19 protein-coding genes are annotated in these 16,820 nt (G+C 66.5%); 11 read left to right on the forward strand and 8 right to left on the reverse strand.

Features of this window, described 5'->3' with window-relative positions; all coding sequences use genetic code 11:
- Positions 1–2 precede the first annotated feature (2 nt).
- Genes QOU61_RS09085 through QOU61_RS09120 form a run of 8 tightly spaced genes read left to right on the forward strand, consistent with a single transcriptional unit; the run spans position 3 to position 7,139 of the window.
- Positions 3–452 carry an SRPBCC family protein gene (locus tag QOU61_RS09085; protein WP_289657767.1) on the forward strand — a complete coding sequence of 150 codons (450 nt, stop codon included), beginning with the start codon at positions 3–5 and terminating at the stop codon, positions 450–452.
- The gene (locus tag QOU61_RS09090) at positions 452–1,327 is read left to right on the forward strand and encodes an FAD binding domain-containing protein (RefSeq protein WP_289657768.1); all 876 of its coding nucleotides are present in this window, start codon (positions 452–454) and stop codon (positions 1,325–1,327) included. The genes QOU61_RS09085 and QOU61_RS09090 overlap by 1 nt, the downstream gene beginning before the upstream one ends.
- A complete protein-coding gene (locus QOU61_RS09095) occupies positions 1,324–1,827 on the forward strand; it encodes a (2Fe-2S)-binding protein (protein ID WP_502876907.1) in 504 nt (167 codons plus the stop codon). The genes QOU61_RS09090 and QOU61_RS09095 overlap by 4 nt, the downstream gene beginning before the upstream one ends.
- 32 nt (positions 1,828–1,859) lie before the next feature.
- Positions 1,860–3,104 (forward strand): FAD-dependent monooxygenase, encoded by a 1,245-nt coding sequence (locus tag QOU61_RS09100; RefSeq protein WP_289657769.1) that lies wholly within the window; start codon positions 1,860–1,862, stop codon positions 3,102–3,104.
- Positions 3,105–3,803, forward strand: a complete 699-nt coding sequence (locus QOU61_RS09105) for an isochorismatase family protein (RefSeq protein WP_289657770.1) — start codon at positions 3,105–3,107, stop codon at positions 3,801–3,803.
- A gap of 1 nt (position 3,804) precedes the next feature.
- A complete protein-coding gene (locus tag QOU61_RS09110; protein ID WP_289657771.1) occupies positions 3,805–4,650 on the forward strand; it encodes an alpha/beta fold hydrolase in 846 nt (281 codons plus the stop codon).
- A 10-nt stretch (positions 4,651–4,660) separates the two neighbouring features.
- Positions 4,661–5,713, forward strand: a complete 1,053-nt coding sequence (locus QOU61_RS09115; RefSeq protein WP_289657772.1) for a 2,5-dihydroxypyridine 5,6-dioxygenase NicX family protein — start codon at positions 4,661–4,663, stop codon at positions 5,711–5,713.
- 58 nt (positions 5,714–5,771) lie between these two features.
- Positions 5,772–7,139: an MFS transporter gene (locus QOU61_RS09120; protein ID WP_289657773.1), complete on the forward strand. Its 1,368-nt coding sequence runs from the start codon at positions 5,772–5,774 to the stop codon at positions 7,137–7,139.
- 70 nt (positions 7,140–7,209) lie between these two features.
- Here QOU61_RS09120 and QOU61_RS09125 read toward each other — a convergent pair whose 3' ends face one another.
- The gene (locus QOU61_RS09125) at positions 7,210–8,031 is read right to left on the reverse strand and encodes a crotonase/enoyl-CoA hydratase family protein (RefSeq protein ID WP_289657774.1); all 822 of its coding nucleotides are present in this window, start codon (positions 8,029–8,031) and stop codon (positions 7,210–7,212) included.
- Positions 8,032–8,045: 14 nt separating this feature from the next.
- Entirely contained in the window at positions 8,046–8,696 is a 651-nt protein-coding gene (locus QOU61_RS09130) for a 2-hydroxychromene-2-carboxylate isomerase (protein WP_289657775.1), read from the reverse strand.
- Between the two features lie 240 nt (positions 8,697–8,936).
- On the opposite strand from QOU61_RS09130, the gene QOU61_RS09135 reads away from it, so the two are divergent.
- On the forward strand, positions 8,937–9,626 hold the full coding sequence (locus QOU61_RS09135) for a TetR/AcrR family transcriptional regulator (protein WP_289657776.1): 690 nt from the start codon (positions 8,937–8,939) through the stop codon (positions 9,624–9,626).
- 6 nt (positions 9,627–9,632) lie between these two features.
- On the opposite strand, the gene QOU61_RS09140 is transcribed toward QOU61_RS09135, so the two are convergent.
- The 6 genes from QOU61_RS09140 to QOU61_RS09165 all read right to left on the reverse strand — a co-directional run bounded on the left by QOU61_RS09140 (position 9,633) and on the right by QOU61_RS09165 (position 14,266).
- Positions 9,633–10,703 carry an NAD(P)H-dependent flavin oxidoreductase gene (locus QOU61_RS09140; RefSeq protein WP_289657777.1) on the reverse strand — a complete coding sequence of 357 codons (1,071 nt, stop codon included), beginning with the start codon at positions 10,701–10,703 and terminating at the stop codon, positions 9,633–9,635.
- Positions 10,704–10,837: 134 nt separating this feature from the next.
- Positions 10,838–11,842, reverse strand: coding sequence for a LysR substrate-binding domain-containing protein (locus QOU61_RS09145; RefSeq protein WP_289657778.1), 1,005 nt, complete (start codon positions 11,840–11,842; stop codon positions 10,838–10,840).
- Complete coding sequence (gene gcvA, locus QOU61_RS09150) at positions 11,839–12,786, reverse strand: transcriptional regulator GcvA (protein WP_289657779.1); 948 nt, start codon at positions 12,784–12,786, stop codon at positions 11,839–11,841. Before gcvA ends, QOU61_RS09145 begins: the two co-directional genes overlap by 4 nt.
- Complete coding sequence (locus tag QOU61_RS09155; RefSeq protein ID WP_289657780.1) at positions 12,783–13,046, reverse strand: hypothetical protein; 264 nt, start codon at positions 13,044–13,046, stop codon at positions 12,783–12,785. Before QOU61_RS09155 ends, gcvA begins: the two co-directional genes overlap by 4 nt.
- The gene (locus QOU61_RS09160) at positions 13,036–13,326 is read right to left on the reverse strand and encodes a hypothetical protein (protein WP_289657781.1); all 291 of its coding nucleotides are present in this window, start codon (positions 13,324–13,326) and stop codon (positions 13,036–13,038) included. Before QOU61_RS09160 ends, QOU61_RS09155 begins: the two co-directional genes overlap by 11 nt.
- A 235-nt stretch (positions 13,327–13,561) precedes the next feature.
- Positions 13,562–14,266, reverse strand: coding sequence for an RraA family protein (locus tag QOU61_RS09165; protein WP_289657782.1), 705 nt, complete (start codon positions 14,264–14,266; stop codon positions 13,562–13,564).
- A gap of 205 nt (positions 14,267–14,471) precedes the next feature.
- On the opposite strand from QOU61_RS09165, the gene QOU61_RS09170 reads away from it, so the two are divergent.
- Positions 14,472–15,830, forward strand: a complete 1,359-nt coding sequence (locus QOU61_RS09170; protein ID WP_289661417.1) for a hemolysin family protein — start codon at positions 14,472–14,474, stop codon at positions 15,828–15,830.
- A 195-nt stretch (positions 15,831–16,025) separates the two neighbouring features.
- Positions 16,026–16,820, forward strand: coding sequence for a hypothetical protein (locus tag QOU61_RS09175; protein WP_289657783.1), 795 nt, complete (start codon positions 16,026–16,028; stop codon positions 16,818–16,820).

Genomic DNA, 16,820 nt, shown 5'->3' on the forward strand with positions numbered 1-16,820 from the left:
GCGTGCAGTTTGCGATGTCGATGGATTTGCCGGCGGCGCCGGAGCGGATGTGGGGCGTGCTTACGGACGTCAAGCGCATCTCCGAATGCATTCCCGGCTGCGAGAATGTCGAGGAGATCGTGCGGCTCGCCACCTACAAGGCGACGGTGAAGCAGAAGATCGGCCCGTTCAAGCTCGAAGTGCCGGCCGACATCGTGGTCGACGAAGTGGTCGAGCCCTCGCGGGTCGGCATGCACGCGACCGGCCGCGACAAGTTCACCGGCACGCGGCTGTCGGTTGCGCTCGAGGTCACGCTGGTCCGCGAAGGGCACGGCGCGAAGCTCAATGTCAGCGCACAGCTCGACGTGCAGGGCCGGCTTGCGACGCTCGGCATGTCCGTGATCAAGCGGCGCGCCGAGCAGAACTTCCAGGAATTCGAGACCCGGCTCCGTGCCGTGCTGGAGACGGTCTGATGCGGCCGGCGGCATTCGACTATCTGCGTCCGACCGCCGTCGCCGAGGCGGTCCGCGGCATCAGCGGGTCCGACGGCGCCTTCTTCTATGCCGGCGGCACCGAGCTGCTGCTCGCCCTGAAGATGCGGGTGCTGCGCGCCGACCGCCTGATCGACCTCAAGCGCATCCCGCAGCTCGACCGCATCGCTCTTTCCGAGCGCGGCGAGCTCACCATCGGCGCGCGCGCCACCCATCGCCAGATCGAGGAAAGCGCGCTGGTTCAGCAGGTGCTGCCGGCGCTGGGCCGGCTCTGCTCGCAGGTCGCCAATATCCGGGTGCGCAGCGTCGGCACGATCGGCGGCAATCTCTGCTTTGCCGAGCCGCATGCCGATCCCGGCACCTTCCTCGCCGCGCTCGGCGCGCGTCTTCATCTCGTCGGCGCGCAGGGCGAGCGGATGGTCGCTGCCGACGAGTTCGTGCTCGGCGAATTCGAGACCGCGCGCCGCGACGACGAGTTGCTCTCCCACATCGTGATTCCCGCGCAGGCCGGACCTTCGGCCTACCGGCGCTTCCGTCATGGTGAGCGACCCTCGGTCGGCGTCGGCGTGAGCTGGCGGCTCGCGAAAGGCGGCCGCACGATCGAAACCGCCCGCATCCGCTTCGGCGCGCTGGGACCCAGGCCCCAGGCGGTCGAGGCGCTGGAGCAGGCTCTGGGCGGCGTCGAGACCGCCAAGGCGTCCGGCCGGATCGCCGAGCTGCTGCCGCATGCGCTCGACGCTCTCGAAGTGATCTCGGACCGCCATGGCGGCGCCGACTACAAGCGGCATCTGGCGGCAACGCTCCTGCAGCGCTGCATCGCCGACGCCCACCAGGCCGCGCTCGGGGGGCGCCCATGACGACGGCGACGATGGCGATCAGCTTTACGCTGAACGAACGCGAGGTCGCGGCGGAATTTCCGCCGAACCGGCTTCTGATCGACCTGCTTCGCGATCACTTCAAGCTGAAGGGCACCAAGCGCTCCTGTGACATGGAGGTGTGCGGCGCCTGCACCGTGCTGTTGAACGGGCAGCCGGTGTCGAGCTGCACGACGCTCGCGGCCGATGCCGATCAGGGCAGCATCGTCACGATCGAAGGTCTCAGCCCGGAGGCCGGCCTGTCCCGCATCCAGCAGGCCTTTGTCGATCACGGCGCGGCGCAGTGCGGCTTCTGCACGCCGGGCTTCATCGTCGCCGTGACGGACCTGCTCAGCCGCAATCCATCGCCGAGCGACGATGAAATCCGCCATCACCTGCGCGGCAATCTCTGCCGCTGCACCGGTTACGTGAAAATCCTCGAGGCTGTGAAGAGCCTCGTCCCGCCGGGGCGCGAAGGCGTCAAGGCGCAAGTCAAGGCTTAGTCAAGGCATAACAGCAGAACAGGTGAAGTCTCGTGAAACCGACCAGGCCAACCTCCTCGTCCCATCGCATCCTGATCGCCGGCGCCGGCATCGGTGGGCTGGTGACCGCGCTCTCGCTCCTGCACCGGGGCATCGATTGCGACGTCTATGAGCAGGCTCCGGAGCTGCGCGAGGTCGGCGCCGGCTTGTGGATCTCCGCCAACGGCGCGCGCGTGCTGTTCGACCTCGGCCTGAAGGACGAGCTCGAGCGCGCCGCGATCGCCGCCTCCGAGCGCGCGATCCGGCTCTGGAACAGCGGCGAGAAATGGCCGCTCTACGAGGCGGGAGCCTCGGCCGCGTCGCACAAGCCCTATGTGCTGCTGCGCGCGCATCTGCTGCGCATGCTGCAGGACGCGGTGCAGCGGCTGAAGCCCGGCGCGATCCACCTCAACGCGCGCTGCGCTGGTTTCACCGAGGCCGACGGCAAGGTCACGCTCAAGCTCGAAGACGGCTCCGAGGCGGTCGGCACCGCGCTGATCGGCGCGGACGGCATTCATTCCAGAATCCGCGAGCAGGCGTTCGGACAGGTCGAGAGCCGCTACACCAACGCGCTGGCGTGGCGCGGCCTGGTGCCGGTCGATCGCCTCGCGCCGCATCAGGCGAGGCACGCGGTCTACACCTGGGTCGGCCCGTCGGCCCATGTCACCGTCTATCCCGTGCGCTGGCAGGACACCGCGCTGCTCACCTTCTCCGCGCAGGTCGAGCATAGCGAATGGCAGCTGGAGTCCTGGTCGGTGAAGGGCGACCCGGCGGACTGCCTGAGGGATTTCGCGGGCTGGCATCCCGACATCATCGAGATGATCACCCACGTCGACACCCTGCACAAATGGGGCATCTTCGTGCGCGAGCCGCTGCCGCGATGGAGCAAGGGACGCGTCACGCTGCTCGGTGATGCCTGCCACTCCATGGTTCCCTATCTCGGGCAGGGCGTGAACATGGCGATCGAGGATGCCTGCGTGCTCAGCCGCTACCTCGAAGCCAATGCCGATCCGGTGCGCGCCTTCGAATTGTATCAGAACGAGCGCAAGGAGCGCGCCGAGACCACCGCGCGCCGCGCCGCCGATATGCAGGGCATCTTCCACAATGCGGCGCTGGCCTCGCGCGAGACAGCGGGCGATTACATCCTGTCGCAATGGGGGCCGGCGCAGAATGCGGCGCGCTACAACTGGATCTACGATTACGACGCGACGTCGGTGAAGCTGCGATCGGGCGGCGGCCTGGTCGGCGCGGAGGCGTAGATGTCCCCGCGCAGGCGTCCCTGGGACGGCATCATCCCCGAGAGCGAGTGCGAGACCTATCGCATCGCCGGCCTTGGGGCGCCGGGCGGCTTCGGCACGCGGCCCGCGCTGCTCGTGATCGATGTGCAGTACCGCTCGGTCGGCGACCGGCCGCAGCCGATCCGCGAGGCCATCAAGCAGTATTCGGTGAGCTGCGGCGAGGCCGGCTGGCACGCCGTCGTGCACATCCGCTCGCTGGTCGAGGTGTTCCGAGCGCGGGGCTGGCCGATCCTTTATCCGTTCGTCGCGCCCAAGACCGAGCACGACCGCGATTCCTTCGCGGCCAAGGTGCCCGGCGTGATGGCGATCCCGGCGAAAGGCTACGACTTCGTCGCGGAGATCGCGCCACGGGCTTCCGACATCCGCATTCCCAAGAAGCAGGCGAGCGCGTTCTTCGGCACGTCGCTGTCGAGCTACCTGATCGGGCTCAAGGTCGACACGCTCGTCATCACGGGCTGCACGACCAGCGGCTGCGTTCGCGCCAGCGCGGTCGATGGCTGCGCGCTCAACTTCAAGATCGTTGTTCCCGAGGACGCGGTGTTCGACCGCTCGCCGACCTCGCATGCGGTGAACCTGTTCGACATGGCGAGCAAGTATGCCGATGTGATGCCGACGGCCGACGTGCTCACCCGCCTCGACAGCCTCCCCGGCGGCGCCTGACATGGCATCCGTCGCGCCCCATTCGCCCGGCCTGCTCTATGGCGCTCACGTCCGCGCCAACGGCATCCGCCAGCACTATCTGCGCTTCGGCGGCAGGGGACCGGCACTGCTGCTGGTGCCGGGGATCGCGAGCCCGGCGGCGATGTGGGCCTTCGTGGCGGCGCGGCTCTGCGAGCATTTCGACGTATATGTGCTCGACGTGCGCGGCCGCGGCCTTTCGGAAGCCGGTGAGCATCTCGATTACGGGCTCGACGCCTGCGCGCAGGACGTCGTCGCGTTCGCCGACCGTCTTCGCCTGTCGTCCTACACCATCCTCGGTCATTCGATGGGGGCGCGGATCGCGATCCGCGCGGCGCGCGCACGGCCAGCGGGGCTTGCGCGAATCGTGCTGGCCGATCCGCCGGTCTCGGGTCCGGGGCGGCGACCCTATCCGTCGCCGCTTCCGGCGCTGCTCGAATTGATCGCGGCGGCCAGGCGCGGCGAGGTCGAGGACCTGTTGCGAGCGACGCCGTCGGTCTGGCCCGAACCGCAGCTTCTCACCCGCGCCGAGTGGCTTTCGACCTGCGACGAGCGCGCAGTGACCGTGACGCATCGCGGCTTCCACGAGGACGACATCCATGCCGACCTGCCCGGGGTTGCGGTGCCTGCGGCACTGATCGTCGCGGGCAAAGGCGGGGTGATCCGTCCCGAGGACGAGCAGGAAATCCGCGCGCTGCTGCCGTCGATTGCGATCCGCCGCGTCGAGAATGCGGGGCACCAGATGCAGATCGACGACCTCGAAGGGCTGCTTGCCGCGCTCGGCGACGTGCTGGGCGTGCGGTTCTCGCGGCCGTCAACGAACACATAAGGAGGAGCCTATGTCGGGCACATCTGTCGATGTCGAGATGCTTGATGTCTTCAAGGAAGAGCTGCGGCTGTGCAAGGTGACGAGCGGCGAGGTCGTCGCGGTGCTCAGCGGCGGCAACGACCACCCCGACTACGCGCAGACCTTCATGCTGGCGGCGCAGAGCTTTGGCGCCACCACCTTTCACGTCAACGTCCTCAAATACGGGCAGGTGAAGGTCGCCGGCGTGCAGGGGCGTCATGCGCTCACGGGAAATCGGCCGGCGATCGAGATGCTGAAGCAGGCCGACATGGTGATCGACCTGCTCGGACTTTTGTTCTCCGCCGAGCAGGCCGAGATCCAGGCCGCCGGCGCCCGCATCCTGCGCGTGATGGAGCCGTTCCATATCCTCAAGCAGATGTTTCCGACCGAGGATCTGCGGCGGCGGGTCGAGCTGTCGCGCGAGCTGCTGATCGCGGCGAAGGCGATGCGGATCACCTCGCCCGCAGGCACCGACATCCGCTACGGCCTCACGCAATATCCCGTCATCTCCGAATATGGCTACACCGACGAGCCCGGGCGCTGGGACCACTGGCCGTCGGGCTTTGCCTTCACGCAAGGCACCGACGGCGACATCGAGGGCACGGTCGTGCTGTCGCCGGGCGATATCCTGTGCGCGTTCAAGCGCTATATCCAGTCGCCGGTGAAGCTGACGGTCAGGCGCGGCATGATCACGGCGATCGAAGGCGAGGGCACCGACGCGCTGCTGATCAGGAATTACATCGACAGCTTCAACGATCCGCGCGGCTACGCGATCTCGCATATCGGCTGGGGCTCCAATGAGCGCGCGGCATGGCATCACTTCGCGTCGACCGGCAGGCTCGCCAGCGAGCACGTGATGAACGCGCTGTCGTTCTACGGCAACGTGCTGTTCTCGACCGGTCCGAACACCGAACTGGGCGGCAGCAACGACACGCCCTGCCATCTCGACATCCCGATGCGCGGCTGCAGCCTGTGGCTCGACGACATGCACATCCTCGATCGGGGCAATTTCGTGCGGCAGGACCTGCGCGCGCCGGGGAGATGAGCGCCGTCCGATCACGAAACGGCGCTTGAAACGTGGCTGGACAAAAGGGGGAAACACAATGGCAACTGCCGCGACTGACGCGAACGTCACGGATTATACGACCAAGCAGCGGTACTCGATCCTGATATCCGCGATGCTCGGCTACATCCTCGATTTCTATGACGTTCTGATCTTTCCCTTCCTGCTGCCGGCGATCCAGAAATCGATGTCGATCTCGCTGACGCAGGCCGGCACGCTGCAGGCGCTGACGCTGTTCGGCTCGGCGATCGGCGGCGCGCTGTTCGGCACCATCGGCGACCGTTTCGGCCGCAAGACCTCGCTGCAGTTCACGATCGCGCTGTTCTCGATTGCGGCCGTCCTGTCGGCCTTTGCCTGGGACTTCTGGTCGCTCGCGGTGCTGCGCTTCATCACCGGCATCGGGCTCGGCGGCGAATACGGTGCCGGCATGGTGCTGTTCAACGAGGCCTGGCCGAAGCGCAACCGTGGCCTCGGCACCTCGGTGCTGCAGGGCTGTGCGGTGATCGCGTCGTCGGCCGCGTCGATCGTCGGCATCTGGCTGATCGCGACGTTCAGCGTCGAATGGAGCTGGCGCATCGGCCTTTTGACCGGCGGCACGCCGATCCTCCTGATCATCTTCATCCGCTTCTTCATGCCGGAATCGAAAATCTGGCAGCAATATAACGAGCTGCGCAAGTCCGGCGCCGTCAAGGCGGTGGAGCAGTCGCAGACCACGCCGCTGGTCGACATTTTCCGCCACGGGCTGGCGCGGCAGACCATCACCGCGCTGATCTGGATGATGAGCTACATGCTGTGCTACTACAGCATCCTCTCCTTCATCCCGTCGCTCTTGCTGCGCGACATGCAGACGCCGGGCGATGTGGTGCGCACCACCGCGATCCTGCTCTCGGTCTGCAGCGGCATCGCCTATATCAGCAACGGCTTCTTCAACGACCGCGCCGGACGGCGGATGGGCGCGATCGTGCCCGCGATGTTCTGGATCGGCTCGCTGATCGGCATGGCGATCTGGGGTCACACGCTGTATGCCGGCTCGAAGCTGGAATGGCCGATGTTCTGGCTCTACATCATGTTTGGCATCGGCAACGTGTCGCTCGCGGTCAACGGCGTGTGGATCTCCGAGCTCTATCCGGTGGGCCTGCGCGCCACCGCGGTGTCGACCTTCTACATGGCCGGACGCGGGCTCGGCAGCATCGCGCCGATCGCGGTGCCGATCGCCGCGAGCCACCTGGAAGGCGGGCTCTTGTCGGGCATGATCGCGGTCGCGCTGCCTTGCGCCTTCGTGTTCGTGCTGGCTTCGCTGCTGCTACCGGAGACGCTCGGCCGCGATCTCTCGCTGCAGCAATTCGGCAAGGACCAGCAGCCGGGATTCGAGCCGTCGCTGATGGAGAGCGCCAAGCAGCCGGGCTGATGCGGGGAAAGATGCCAGCCATGACGGCGGCTGACCGCCCGTCATGGCTGCGCGGCTTCGGCGCTGCGATTCAACCTGCCGCGGTGTGGCCGAAATCGCCATGGCGACCGGCGCCCGCGGCAAAGCGCGCCACGCCGGCGGCGCCTTCCGCGTTGAACGTTCCCGTGCAATTGTACCATTCGCGTTCCAGCGCGGCGCCTTCGGGCAGGCCATATTGCAGATAGACCGAGCGGCGGTCGGCGCGCAGCGAGCTTTGAGGAAACTGCGCGATCTGCCGCGCCATCTGTTCGGCGGCGGCACGCGCCTGTCCGTTCGCGACGACCTTCTCGCAGAGCCCGATGCGCAGGCATTCCTCGGCCTCGACCTTGCGGCCGGTCATGATCAGCTCGAGCGCGCGGCCTTCGCCGACGAGCCGCGGCAGCCGCACGGTGCCGCCATCGGTCAACGGTACGCCCCAGCGGCGGTTGTAGACGCCGATATAGGCGCTCTCCGCCATCACGCGGCAGTCCGCCCACAGCGCAAGCTCGAGGCCGCCGGCGACCGCCGGGCCTTCGATCGCCGCGATCACGGGCTTGCCGAGCTTCAGCCGCGTCGGGCCCATCGGTCCGCGCGGCAAGGGCATGCCGAAGCCCGAGAACTCCAGCGATTTGTGCGTGGCCCGGTTCTCGGCGGTGGCGATGCCGCGTTTCGCGAGGCTCTTCAGGTCGGCGCCGGCGCAGAACGCCTCGCCCTCGCCGCAGAACACCGCGACATCGACCGCATCGTCCCGGTCGAAGTTCAGGAAAGCCTCGTACAGCGCCTCGGCATGATCGGGGTCGACCGCGTTGCGCGCTTCGGGGCGCGACAGGATCACGGTCGCGACGCGCTCCTTCTTCTCGATACGGACGGGCATGGAATGTGTCTCCTTCAGGGTGATTTGGCGTGAGTTGCTTGCAGTGCGCTCGCATGGGCCAGCGCATCGTCGAGCCGGTCGTCGCCCCAGAACATCTCGCCGGCGACGAAGAAGGTGGGGGCGCCGAAGATGCCGCGCTCACGCGCTGCCTCGGTCTGCGCGCGCAAGCGCGCCTTGATCGGCTCGGATTGCGCCTGCGCGACGATGTCGTCTCCGGGAAGCCCGAGCGCATCGAGGATCTTCGTCATCGGCGCCGCGTCGTTGATGTCCTGGTCGAGGACAAAATTGAGCTTCATCACCTCGCGGCAGAACGCGCCGGTCCAGGAAGCGCCATTGCCGACCAGCACGATGCGCAGCGGCAGCACGCCGAGCCGCGGAAACACCGTCGGCGGCGCCCATGGCGGCAGGCCGTATTTGCGGCATTGCCGCGCCATGTCCTTCTGCACATAGGCGAGCTTCTCCTTCTGAAGCAGGAACGGCGCGTTGGCGAAGCCGAGCGCGCGGAAGATCGCACCCAGCAGCATCGGTTGCCACGCGACGCGCACGCTGGCCAGTGCGGCCGCCTGCTCGATCCGCATCACGCTGAGATAGCTGTAGTTGCTTCCGAACTCGAACCAGATTTCGATCTCGGTGCCGGGCGCGGCGGCTTTGTCTGGCTGGGACATGGTTCCGGTCTCCTTGCCGCGCGCATCGTGGCCGTAACCCGCGCGGCGTCGGCGATGCTTCGAGCGATAGAGGCAGCGCCGCACCGCGGCAATGCACCAGGCGGTATAGCGCGGGGCAGCCTGTCCGGTGTGAGCGGAATTCATCAGCGGGCGTAATTTTTTGCGCTTGTTGCGCCGCCATGGCTGAGATCGACTTTCGCCGGCAAGACAATGGCTTGTTGCCGGATAAGGAGGCTCGAGGTGAACAAGGTTGAGGACAGGGCTCCGACACGGCGCCGGATCCTGGATGCGGCGGTGCTGCTGTTCGATACGGAGGGCGTGCGCGGCGCGACGGTGGATCGGATCGCGGCAACCGCAGGGATCACCAAGCGCACCCTCTATTATCACTTCCGCAGCAAGGATGACCTGATCGCCGCGGCGCTGGAGGACCGCGAATCCTTGCGCGACGGCGTGTTCGACACGATCCTCGACAGGGTCGAGCTCGACGCGGCCCAGTTCGTCGCGGCGGCTTTCGAGGAGATCGCGGCGCGCGCCCGCGACATCCGCTGGAAGGGCTGCGCCTTCACGCGCGCGGCGGCGGAGCTGGCGGGCCTGCCCGGGCATCCCGGCGTGGCAGCCGCGCGCCGCTACAAGAAGGAGATCGAGCGCGGCCTGTTCGAGCGGCTGACGCGGGATGGTATGAAGCAGGCGGATACGCTGGCGCGGCGCCTGGTGATCCTGCTGGAAGGCGCGATCATGCACGGCATCGTCCATCACGAGCCGGACTATGCGCTCGAAGCGGGCCGGGCGGCGCAGGAGCTGATCGAGCGCGCGCAGGTCGGGTCGATCGCGCTGACGACGTTGCTTGCACCCGCGCTGGCTCAACCGGCGCGGCGCCGCCTTTGCCCGTTGTCGGACGAGAAGGATGCGACCTGCACGCTGCGGCGCTAGGCGCGCTTAGCCGCCGAGCAGCTTGCGCGCGCCGTCCCAGAGGCTGGTGAGCAGCTCGCCCGCCGGCATCGCTTTCGCAAGCCCTGCGGATTGTCCGGCCCACGCCTGCATGCATTCGATATTGCCGGCCTTGGCCGCCTCGTTGCGCATCGCGGCGGTGAGGCCGCGCTGCACCGGATAGGGGGCGGGCTCCGGTGCGGACGCCGCCGTTGCGGCCTTCACGTAATCGGTGGCGAGGCTGCGTCCCGCCCGCCCGGAGAACGCGCGGCTCACCATCGTGTCCTCCGGCGCGGCGCGGCCGAGCGCGTCCGCCCACGCCGGATGAATCTTCGCCTCGGGGCAGCGCAGGAAACCGGTTCCGATCTGCGCGGCGCTCGCCCCCATGATCAGGGCGGCGGCAACCCCGCGAGCGTCCGCAATGCCGCCGGTCGCAACCACAGGCACTTTCACCGCGTCGACCACCGCCGGCAGCAGCGCGAACAGCCCGACCTGCTTTGCGATCGCGTCATCTGCGGCAAAGCTGCCGCGATGTCCGCCGGCCTCGCTGCCTTGCGCCACGATCACGTCGGCGCCCGCGGCCTCCGCCTGCCTTGCTTCTGCGACGGTCGAGATGTTGGCAAACCAGATGATGCCGCGCTTCTTCATCTCCTTGACGAAGACCGGCGGATAAAGACCCATCACGGAGGAGAGGATCGGCGGACCCGCCTCCAGCATCGCCGCCAACTGCGCGTCGAAATCGGGCGGCGCCGCATCGCCGGCTTCCTTCGCCACCGCGGGCCCCCACTGGCCGAGGAATGTGCACAGCTCGGCCTCGCGCGCCGCGTGGCGCAGCGGCGGCGGATCGGGAATCCAGACATTGAGCTGGAATGCGCCGTTGCTATTGGCGCGAACCTCGCGCGACCAGCCGAGGATCTCGTCGGGCTTCATCAGCAGGACGCCGCAGGAGCCGAGCCCGCCGGCATTGGCGACCGCAATCGAGAGCGAGGCCGCCGACGCGCCCGCCATCGGCGCCAGCAGGATCGGGGTACGGATACCAAGGCGCTTGCAGAACTCCTCGGCGCGTCTCACGGGATGCATGACTTAACTCCTCAGCGAATCCGGATGTTATTGTGCCCGGCTGCATCTGCAAGTGATCAGTTCTGATCGGAGCTATCGCTTGAGCAGATGGCATCGCCGCGATCCGCGCCGGAACGCGATGAAAGCCTGGCGGCCTACCGATCGCGCCGCCGCGACGGTTTGGCCGATCCTGTCTTGGCGCGCAGGCCGGCGGTTTCCTCGATCAGCCAGGCCTTGAGCGCTTCGACGGGCGCGCGATGGCCACTGTTTTCGGATTGCACGATCCAGTAGCCGTCGTCGAGCGAAACGCGGCGATCGGCCACTTCCACGATCGCGTCGCACGCCAGAAGCGCGAGCGGAAGCCGCGCGATCGCGACGCCAAGCCCGGCCGCCGCGGCCCTGACCGCCATCTCCGCGGTGTCGAAGGTCAGGTGCCGGCCGATCGTGATCGGCCGTTTGGCATGCGCGTTCCAGTTGCTCCAGTCGGACGGGAAGTTCGATGTGTGGATGAAGGAGACGTCCTGCCACTCGATCGCGCCGCGCGCCGACGCGACGCGGGCGAGATAGGCGGGGGAAGCAACCGGCACCAGGGTTTCCGTAAACAGCAGGGTCGATTGGGTGCGGGGCCAGTCGCCCCAACCGTGGCGGATCGCGAGGTCAACGCCATCCATGGTGAAGGATGCTGGCTCGAACGACGTGTCGACCGCAAGCTCGAGTTGCGGGAAGCGCGCATGGAAGCGGTGCAGGCGCGGCAGCAGGAAGCCGCTCGCGAAGCTCGGCGCTGCGCTGATGTGCAGGCGGGCGGTGCGCTGCACGTAGGGGATGCGCGATAGCCCGGCGGAGATCAGGGAAAGCGCTTCCGAGACATAAGGCAGATAGTCGCTGCCGGCCGCGGTCAGGCTGACGCCGCGCGCGCCGCGAACGAACAGCGGCACGCCGACGGATTTTTCCAGCGCGTCGATCGCGTGGCTGATGGCGCTGCCGGTCAATCCGAGCTCGGCCGCGGCCTGGCGGAAGCTGCGGTGTCGGGCGGCGGCCTCGAAGATGCGCAGCGACGGCAGCGGCGGCATCTTGGCCGCGGAAACTTGCGAGGCGCGTCGTCCCGGCTTGCGGCCTTTGCCGCGCGCGCGCCCGGCGGTCGGTAGAGGCTGGCGGCTCATCGCGCGGCCTCGCGCCCTCGGCGGTGGCTGACCGGCGGCGGCGTGGACGGCTCTTGACCATTATCCGCCTGGCGTGCCTGTGCCGCGATCCAGTCGCGGAACCGTCGCACCGCCGTGCTGCCCTCGTTTCGTTTCGGGCAAAGCAGCCAGTAGCCGGTTTCGCTGCGCACGGGGGCCGCGCAGACTTCGACCAGCCGGCCGGCGCGAAGCTCCGGCTCGACCAGCGGCTTGCGCCCGAGCGCGATGCCGAGGCCCTGGCATGCCGCTTCGAACGCCATCTCCAGCGTGTCGAATTTGAGACCCTTGGTTGCGTCGATCGCGGGCCGTCCCGTGATGCGGGCCCAGGCGTCCCAGTCGACGCTCGCACTGTTGACATGGATCAGCGGCGCGTCGTCGATCCGGTCGGGCGCGCTCAAGCGCCTGGCGAGACGCGGCGCACACACCGGCACGAGCTGCTCTTCCATCAAGAGTTCGGCCGCAAGATCGGGCCAGTCGCCGCGGCCGAGCCGGATCGCGATATCGGCCTGTCCGCTCGCCAGGTCCGACTGACCGCGCGCGGTATCGAGCATCACCTTGATATCGGGGTGGCGGTCGCGGAAGTCCTGCAGCCGCGGCAACAGCCAGCGCGCGGCGAAGGTCGGTGCGGCGCTGATCGCAAGCTCATGCTTCTTGCGGTGGCCGCCGAGCTCCTCGCTTCCTTTCGAGAGCAGGTCGAGCGCCTGGCACACGATCGGATAGTAGCGTTGTCCGGCGCGCGAGAGCGCGAGCCCCTTCGGCGTGCGGCGGAACAGGGTCGTGCCGAGCCATTGTTCGAGGCCAAGCACGCCGTGGCCGACGGCGCTCGGTGTCAGGCCGAGCTCGTCCGCCGCGCTCCTGAAGCTGTGCAGGCGCGCGGCGGCTTCGAACAGCCGCAGGGCATTCAGCGGTGGCAGGCGGTACTTCATGGCGCTGCCATCAGTGTAGCGCGCAGGTTGCCGGCGGCCAAGCCGCGTGCCAGCGCCCGTGCGACATGATTGATCCGCTGCTCGTGGAACCGATCAGGCGCCAGGAGAGCGGACGCGCGATACAGCGTCCCCAAGGCGAAGCCATCGCGCGCCGCATTTGTTTCGCGAACGTCGGGGTAGCTGGCGTCGAACGCGGCTATGAGGAGGGTCAGCCAACCGATGATGAACGCGACGTGCTTTCCGCTCGCTTCAGTCCACAACGTGCTTCATGGCTTGCCCGGCCATCCAGCTGAGGCTGGTCACGATCATGCACAGGAGGACAGCCAAGACGCAATCGGTCAGGTTTGCCAGGCGTCCAAAACAGGCGACGGTGACGAATGCGGCCGGAAATCCAAGCCGCAAAATGACTGAGGTTGCGCTGACCGTTTGATAAAGAGCCCGCCTTGCGGGTTGCAAAGATATTTTCATCGAACGACCTTCAAAAAAGGCACGGAAAAAAGATGCGGCAGGTGCAATGAAAAGGACTTCATCGGCGTCCAAAAATCTCGCCGAACGGCCTGACGTGGTTCGCAAAAAATCCCGGCGAACGATGCGGATGATAGGTTCGATTCGGGAAAGGCAAAACTAACGTGCGGGTGCGTCGCGTGTTCGGCTCAATCAGTGGGGCGCACGTGATCCGCTCGCATCCGTAATTCTACGGTTTCTCAGGACGCGAGGTGAGCATGACGGCGGCTGTTGCGGAACAGCAGCCGGGCAAAGGCGCTGCGGCCAGGCCCTAGACCTCCCCCGCCGCCGCGATGTCCTTGAGATGCTGGCGGAAGCCGTAGGCCGGATCGCTGACGCGCCGCGCGAGATAGTCGGCGAAGCGGGTCTGGCTGCGATAGGCCTTGCCCTCCCGCATGGCCTTGAGCTGTCGCGCCTCGGTCTCGCGATAGGCATTCGCAGCGCTCACGATCTCGGCGAGGTTCTGCCGCGGCAGGAAGATGACACCGTTATCGTCGGCGACCACGAAATCGTCGGCCGTGATCATGTGCTGGCCGAAGCTGGCGCGGCCGAAGGTGTCGGGCGCGCGGGCGTGCAGGCGCTGCGGCCCCGTCGGCAGCGCGCCCATGCTGAACACCGGAAAGCCGATCCCGGACAATTCGCTGTCGTCACGATGCAGGCCCCAGATCACGAAGCCGCCGAGGCCTGCGGCCTTGCCTTCGAGCAGGATGATGTCGCCGATGCAGGCTTCGTCGGTGCGCCCGCCATTGTCGATGACCAGCACCTCGCCGGGCTGCACCTTCTCGAACACTTCCAGGAACACGTCGATGCTGCCGACATGGCGCACCGGCCGCGCCACGCCGCTGCACCGCATGCCGCGCACGAGCGGCCGCACGCCGGCCGGCGCGACACGGATTGGAACGCCAAGGCGAAGGCAGCCGTCGGCAAGATGCGGGGTCGTCAGCCCAGCGAGCTGCGCGGCAAGGGCTTCGGTCAAGGCCGTCTCCTCTCCATTCAATCGGCGCGCACGATAGGGGAGAGGCCGGGCGAGACCATTCACCGCGCGGTATACAATGTCCTCGCAATGCGACAATTTCTCGCGCTCGACCATCTCGATAATGGCGTAGCCAGAACCATCTTGGGTGGTCGTTCGTTTGACCAAGCGGCCCTTCGGCATCCGCCGAAACGCGAAAGAGGAGAATATGCCCAGCGCAGATGGCAGTACAACTGAGTTGCTCGGCATCGTGGCAATCCTTGTCTTGGTCGCAGCCAACGGATTTTTTGTTGCCTCTGAATTCTCCCTGGTCGCCGTTCGGCGAAGCCGGGTCACGGAACTGGTCACATTGGGGCGCGCCAATGCTGCAGCATTGCAAAGAGCCCTCGACAATCTCGACGCCAATCTCGCGGCCACGCAGTTGGGGATCACCATGTCGTCGCTTGCCCTCGGCTGGATCGGAGAGCCGGCGCTCGCGCGCTTTATCGAACCGCTGCTCAGCGGGCTTCCTGGATCAATCGTCTCGGCTGGTTCTCACACCGTCGCGATCACAATCACGTTCGGCATCATCACAGCCTTGCACATCGTGTTAGGCGAGCTCGCTCCCAAAAGTCTTGCCCTGCAGCGCAGCGAGGAGACGGCGCTGTGGATAGTCCAACCGCTTGGATTTTTTCGTTTCTTGCTGTGGCCCGTGATCAGGCTGCTGAATGGCCTCGGCAATCTGGTATTGCGGGCTTGCGGTCTGCATCCGGGCGGGACCGAGCAATCCCTGCATTCGCCGGAAGAGTTGAAACTCCTGGTGTCCGCGAGCGCGCAAGCCGGACTTTTGCGGCAGGTTCAGCAGGAAGTTGTCGAACGAGTGATCAGTATGGGTGGGCGTCTGATCGGTGACATCATGACGCCACGACCGGAAGTTGATTGGGTAGATGCGAACGACAGCCGCGAGGAAATGCTGCGAGTCATTCGGAAATCCAGACACGAGCAAATCCTTGTTTGCAGCGGTGCGATCGACAACACGCTCGGCATGGTAGTCAAGAGGGACCTGCTGGATCAGGCCGTTGACGGCCTTCCTATCGATCCGATGACATGTATCCGACAGCCGCTCGTGGTTCCCGAGAGGATGCAGATCGTTCGGCTGCTTGAGCTATTCAAAGACCAACCCGTTCGTCTGGCGCTGGTAGTCAACGAATACGGCGGTCTCGAAGGCATCGTGACCCAGACCGATCTTTTGGAAGTGGTGGCCGGCGATCTTTCCGGGGTGGCGAATGAAGATCCCGATGTCATCGAGCAGGCCGACGGATCGCTGCTTGTGGATGGCATGATGCCGGCTTACGATGCACTCGATCGGCTCGAGATTTCAGCGGTGGCCGAGCGTACGAGCTTCAACACGATGGCCGGGTTCGTTCTCCATCGCATGGGACGCATCCCTGCAGCCGGGGACCATTTTGAATGGAGGGGGTGGCGATTCGAGATCGTCAGGATGGAAGGCCGCCGAATTGACAAAGTGCGGGTCTCGCGAAGCCCGCCCAGTGGCGGCGAGCCGGAGCATCCTGTTGTCGCTCAGTAATGGAAAAAGCGGCCGCCTCGTCGTCCCATCTCGCGTCCGTGAGCATCGGCGGCGTTGGGCCGCATGAATGGTGTGCGCCTGCTGCCAACCGGTTGGAACCGGCCCTTTCCGGAGGCTGCGTGATGCCTTAAGTTGGAGGTGAAGGATAGTTGACCACCATCCTCGGATGACATTGGACGGAAAAGGGAAACGCCAATGAACTCCACACCCGCCCCGAAAGCGACCGAACCCGGCACCTCAATCGCGCACGCCGATGAACCATTCGCGCGCGCCCACGAGCAGATCGTGCGGGCGGATGAACAGCTCGCGCGTTTGACTGAACAGGTTGCAAGAATGGAGCGCGATGCCACGCGGCCTCCGTCGCCCGAACCTGGCCCTCAATCACCGCCTGGAAGGGCGCGGCTCCGGGCCCTCGTCGGCTTGCCGCTGGCGGCGTGCATCGCTGTCGCTGCCCTGGCTTTGCAGTCGTCCTATGGCGGCGGGGCCAAGCTGATCGTCGCCCGCTGGGCGCCGCAGCTCGTTTCAACTCCGTCATTGCCGCCGGAAAATCCACCGCTTCCCGCGCAGCCCGCTCCATCTGCGGTTCAAGTGGCCGCAGCGGACGCCACACCACCGCAAGCAACGCTCTTGGCGCAGACCGCACCCGACGCCGCCGCGCCGGCAGCTGCCGCAGCGCTTCCCGACCAAACACAGCTGCTGCAAACGATAGCGCGCGATCTCGCGAACATGCAGCGAGACATCGAACAGCTCAAGGCCAACCAGCAACAAACGGCGAGCGACACTTCAAAGGCGATTGAACAGCTCAAGGCGAACCAGGAAGAGATGAAGCGCATGTTCGCGAGGGTTCCCGAGCAGAACCCGCCCAAGGCGTCGCCGCCTCCGACGCAGCCGGATATCACCTTGCGCAAGCCCGAGCGACCGCCTCAGCTGCCGCACGCGAGAGCGCGGCCGCGAATGCCAAGGGAGTGGATCTACGACGATTGGTGGTAG

This window comes from Bradyrhizobium sp. NP1, from assembly GCF_030378205.1.
Lineage (GTDB): Bacteria > Pseudomonadota > Alphaproteobacteria > Rhizobiales > Xanthobacteraceae > Bradyrhizobium.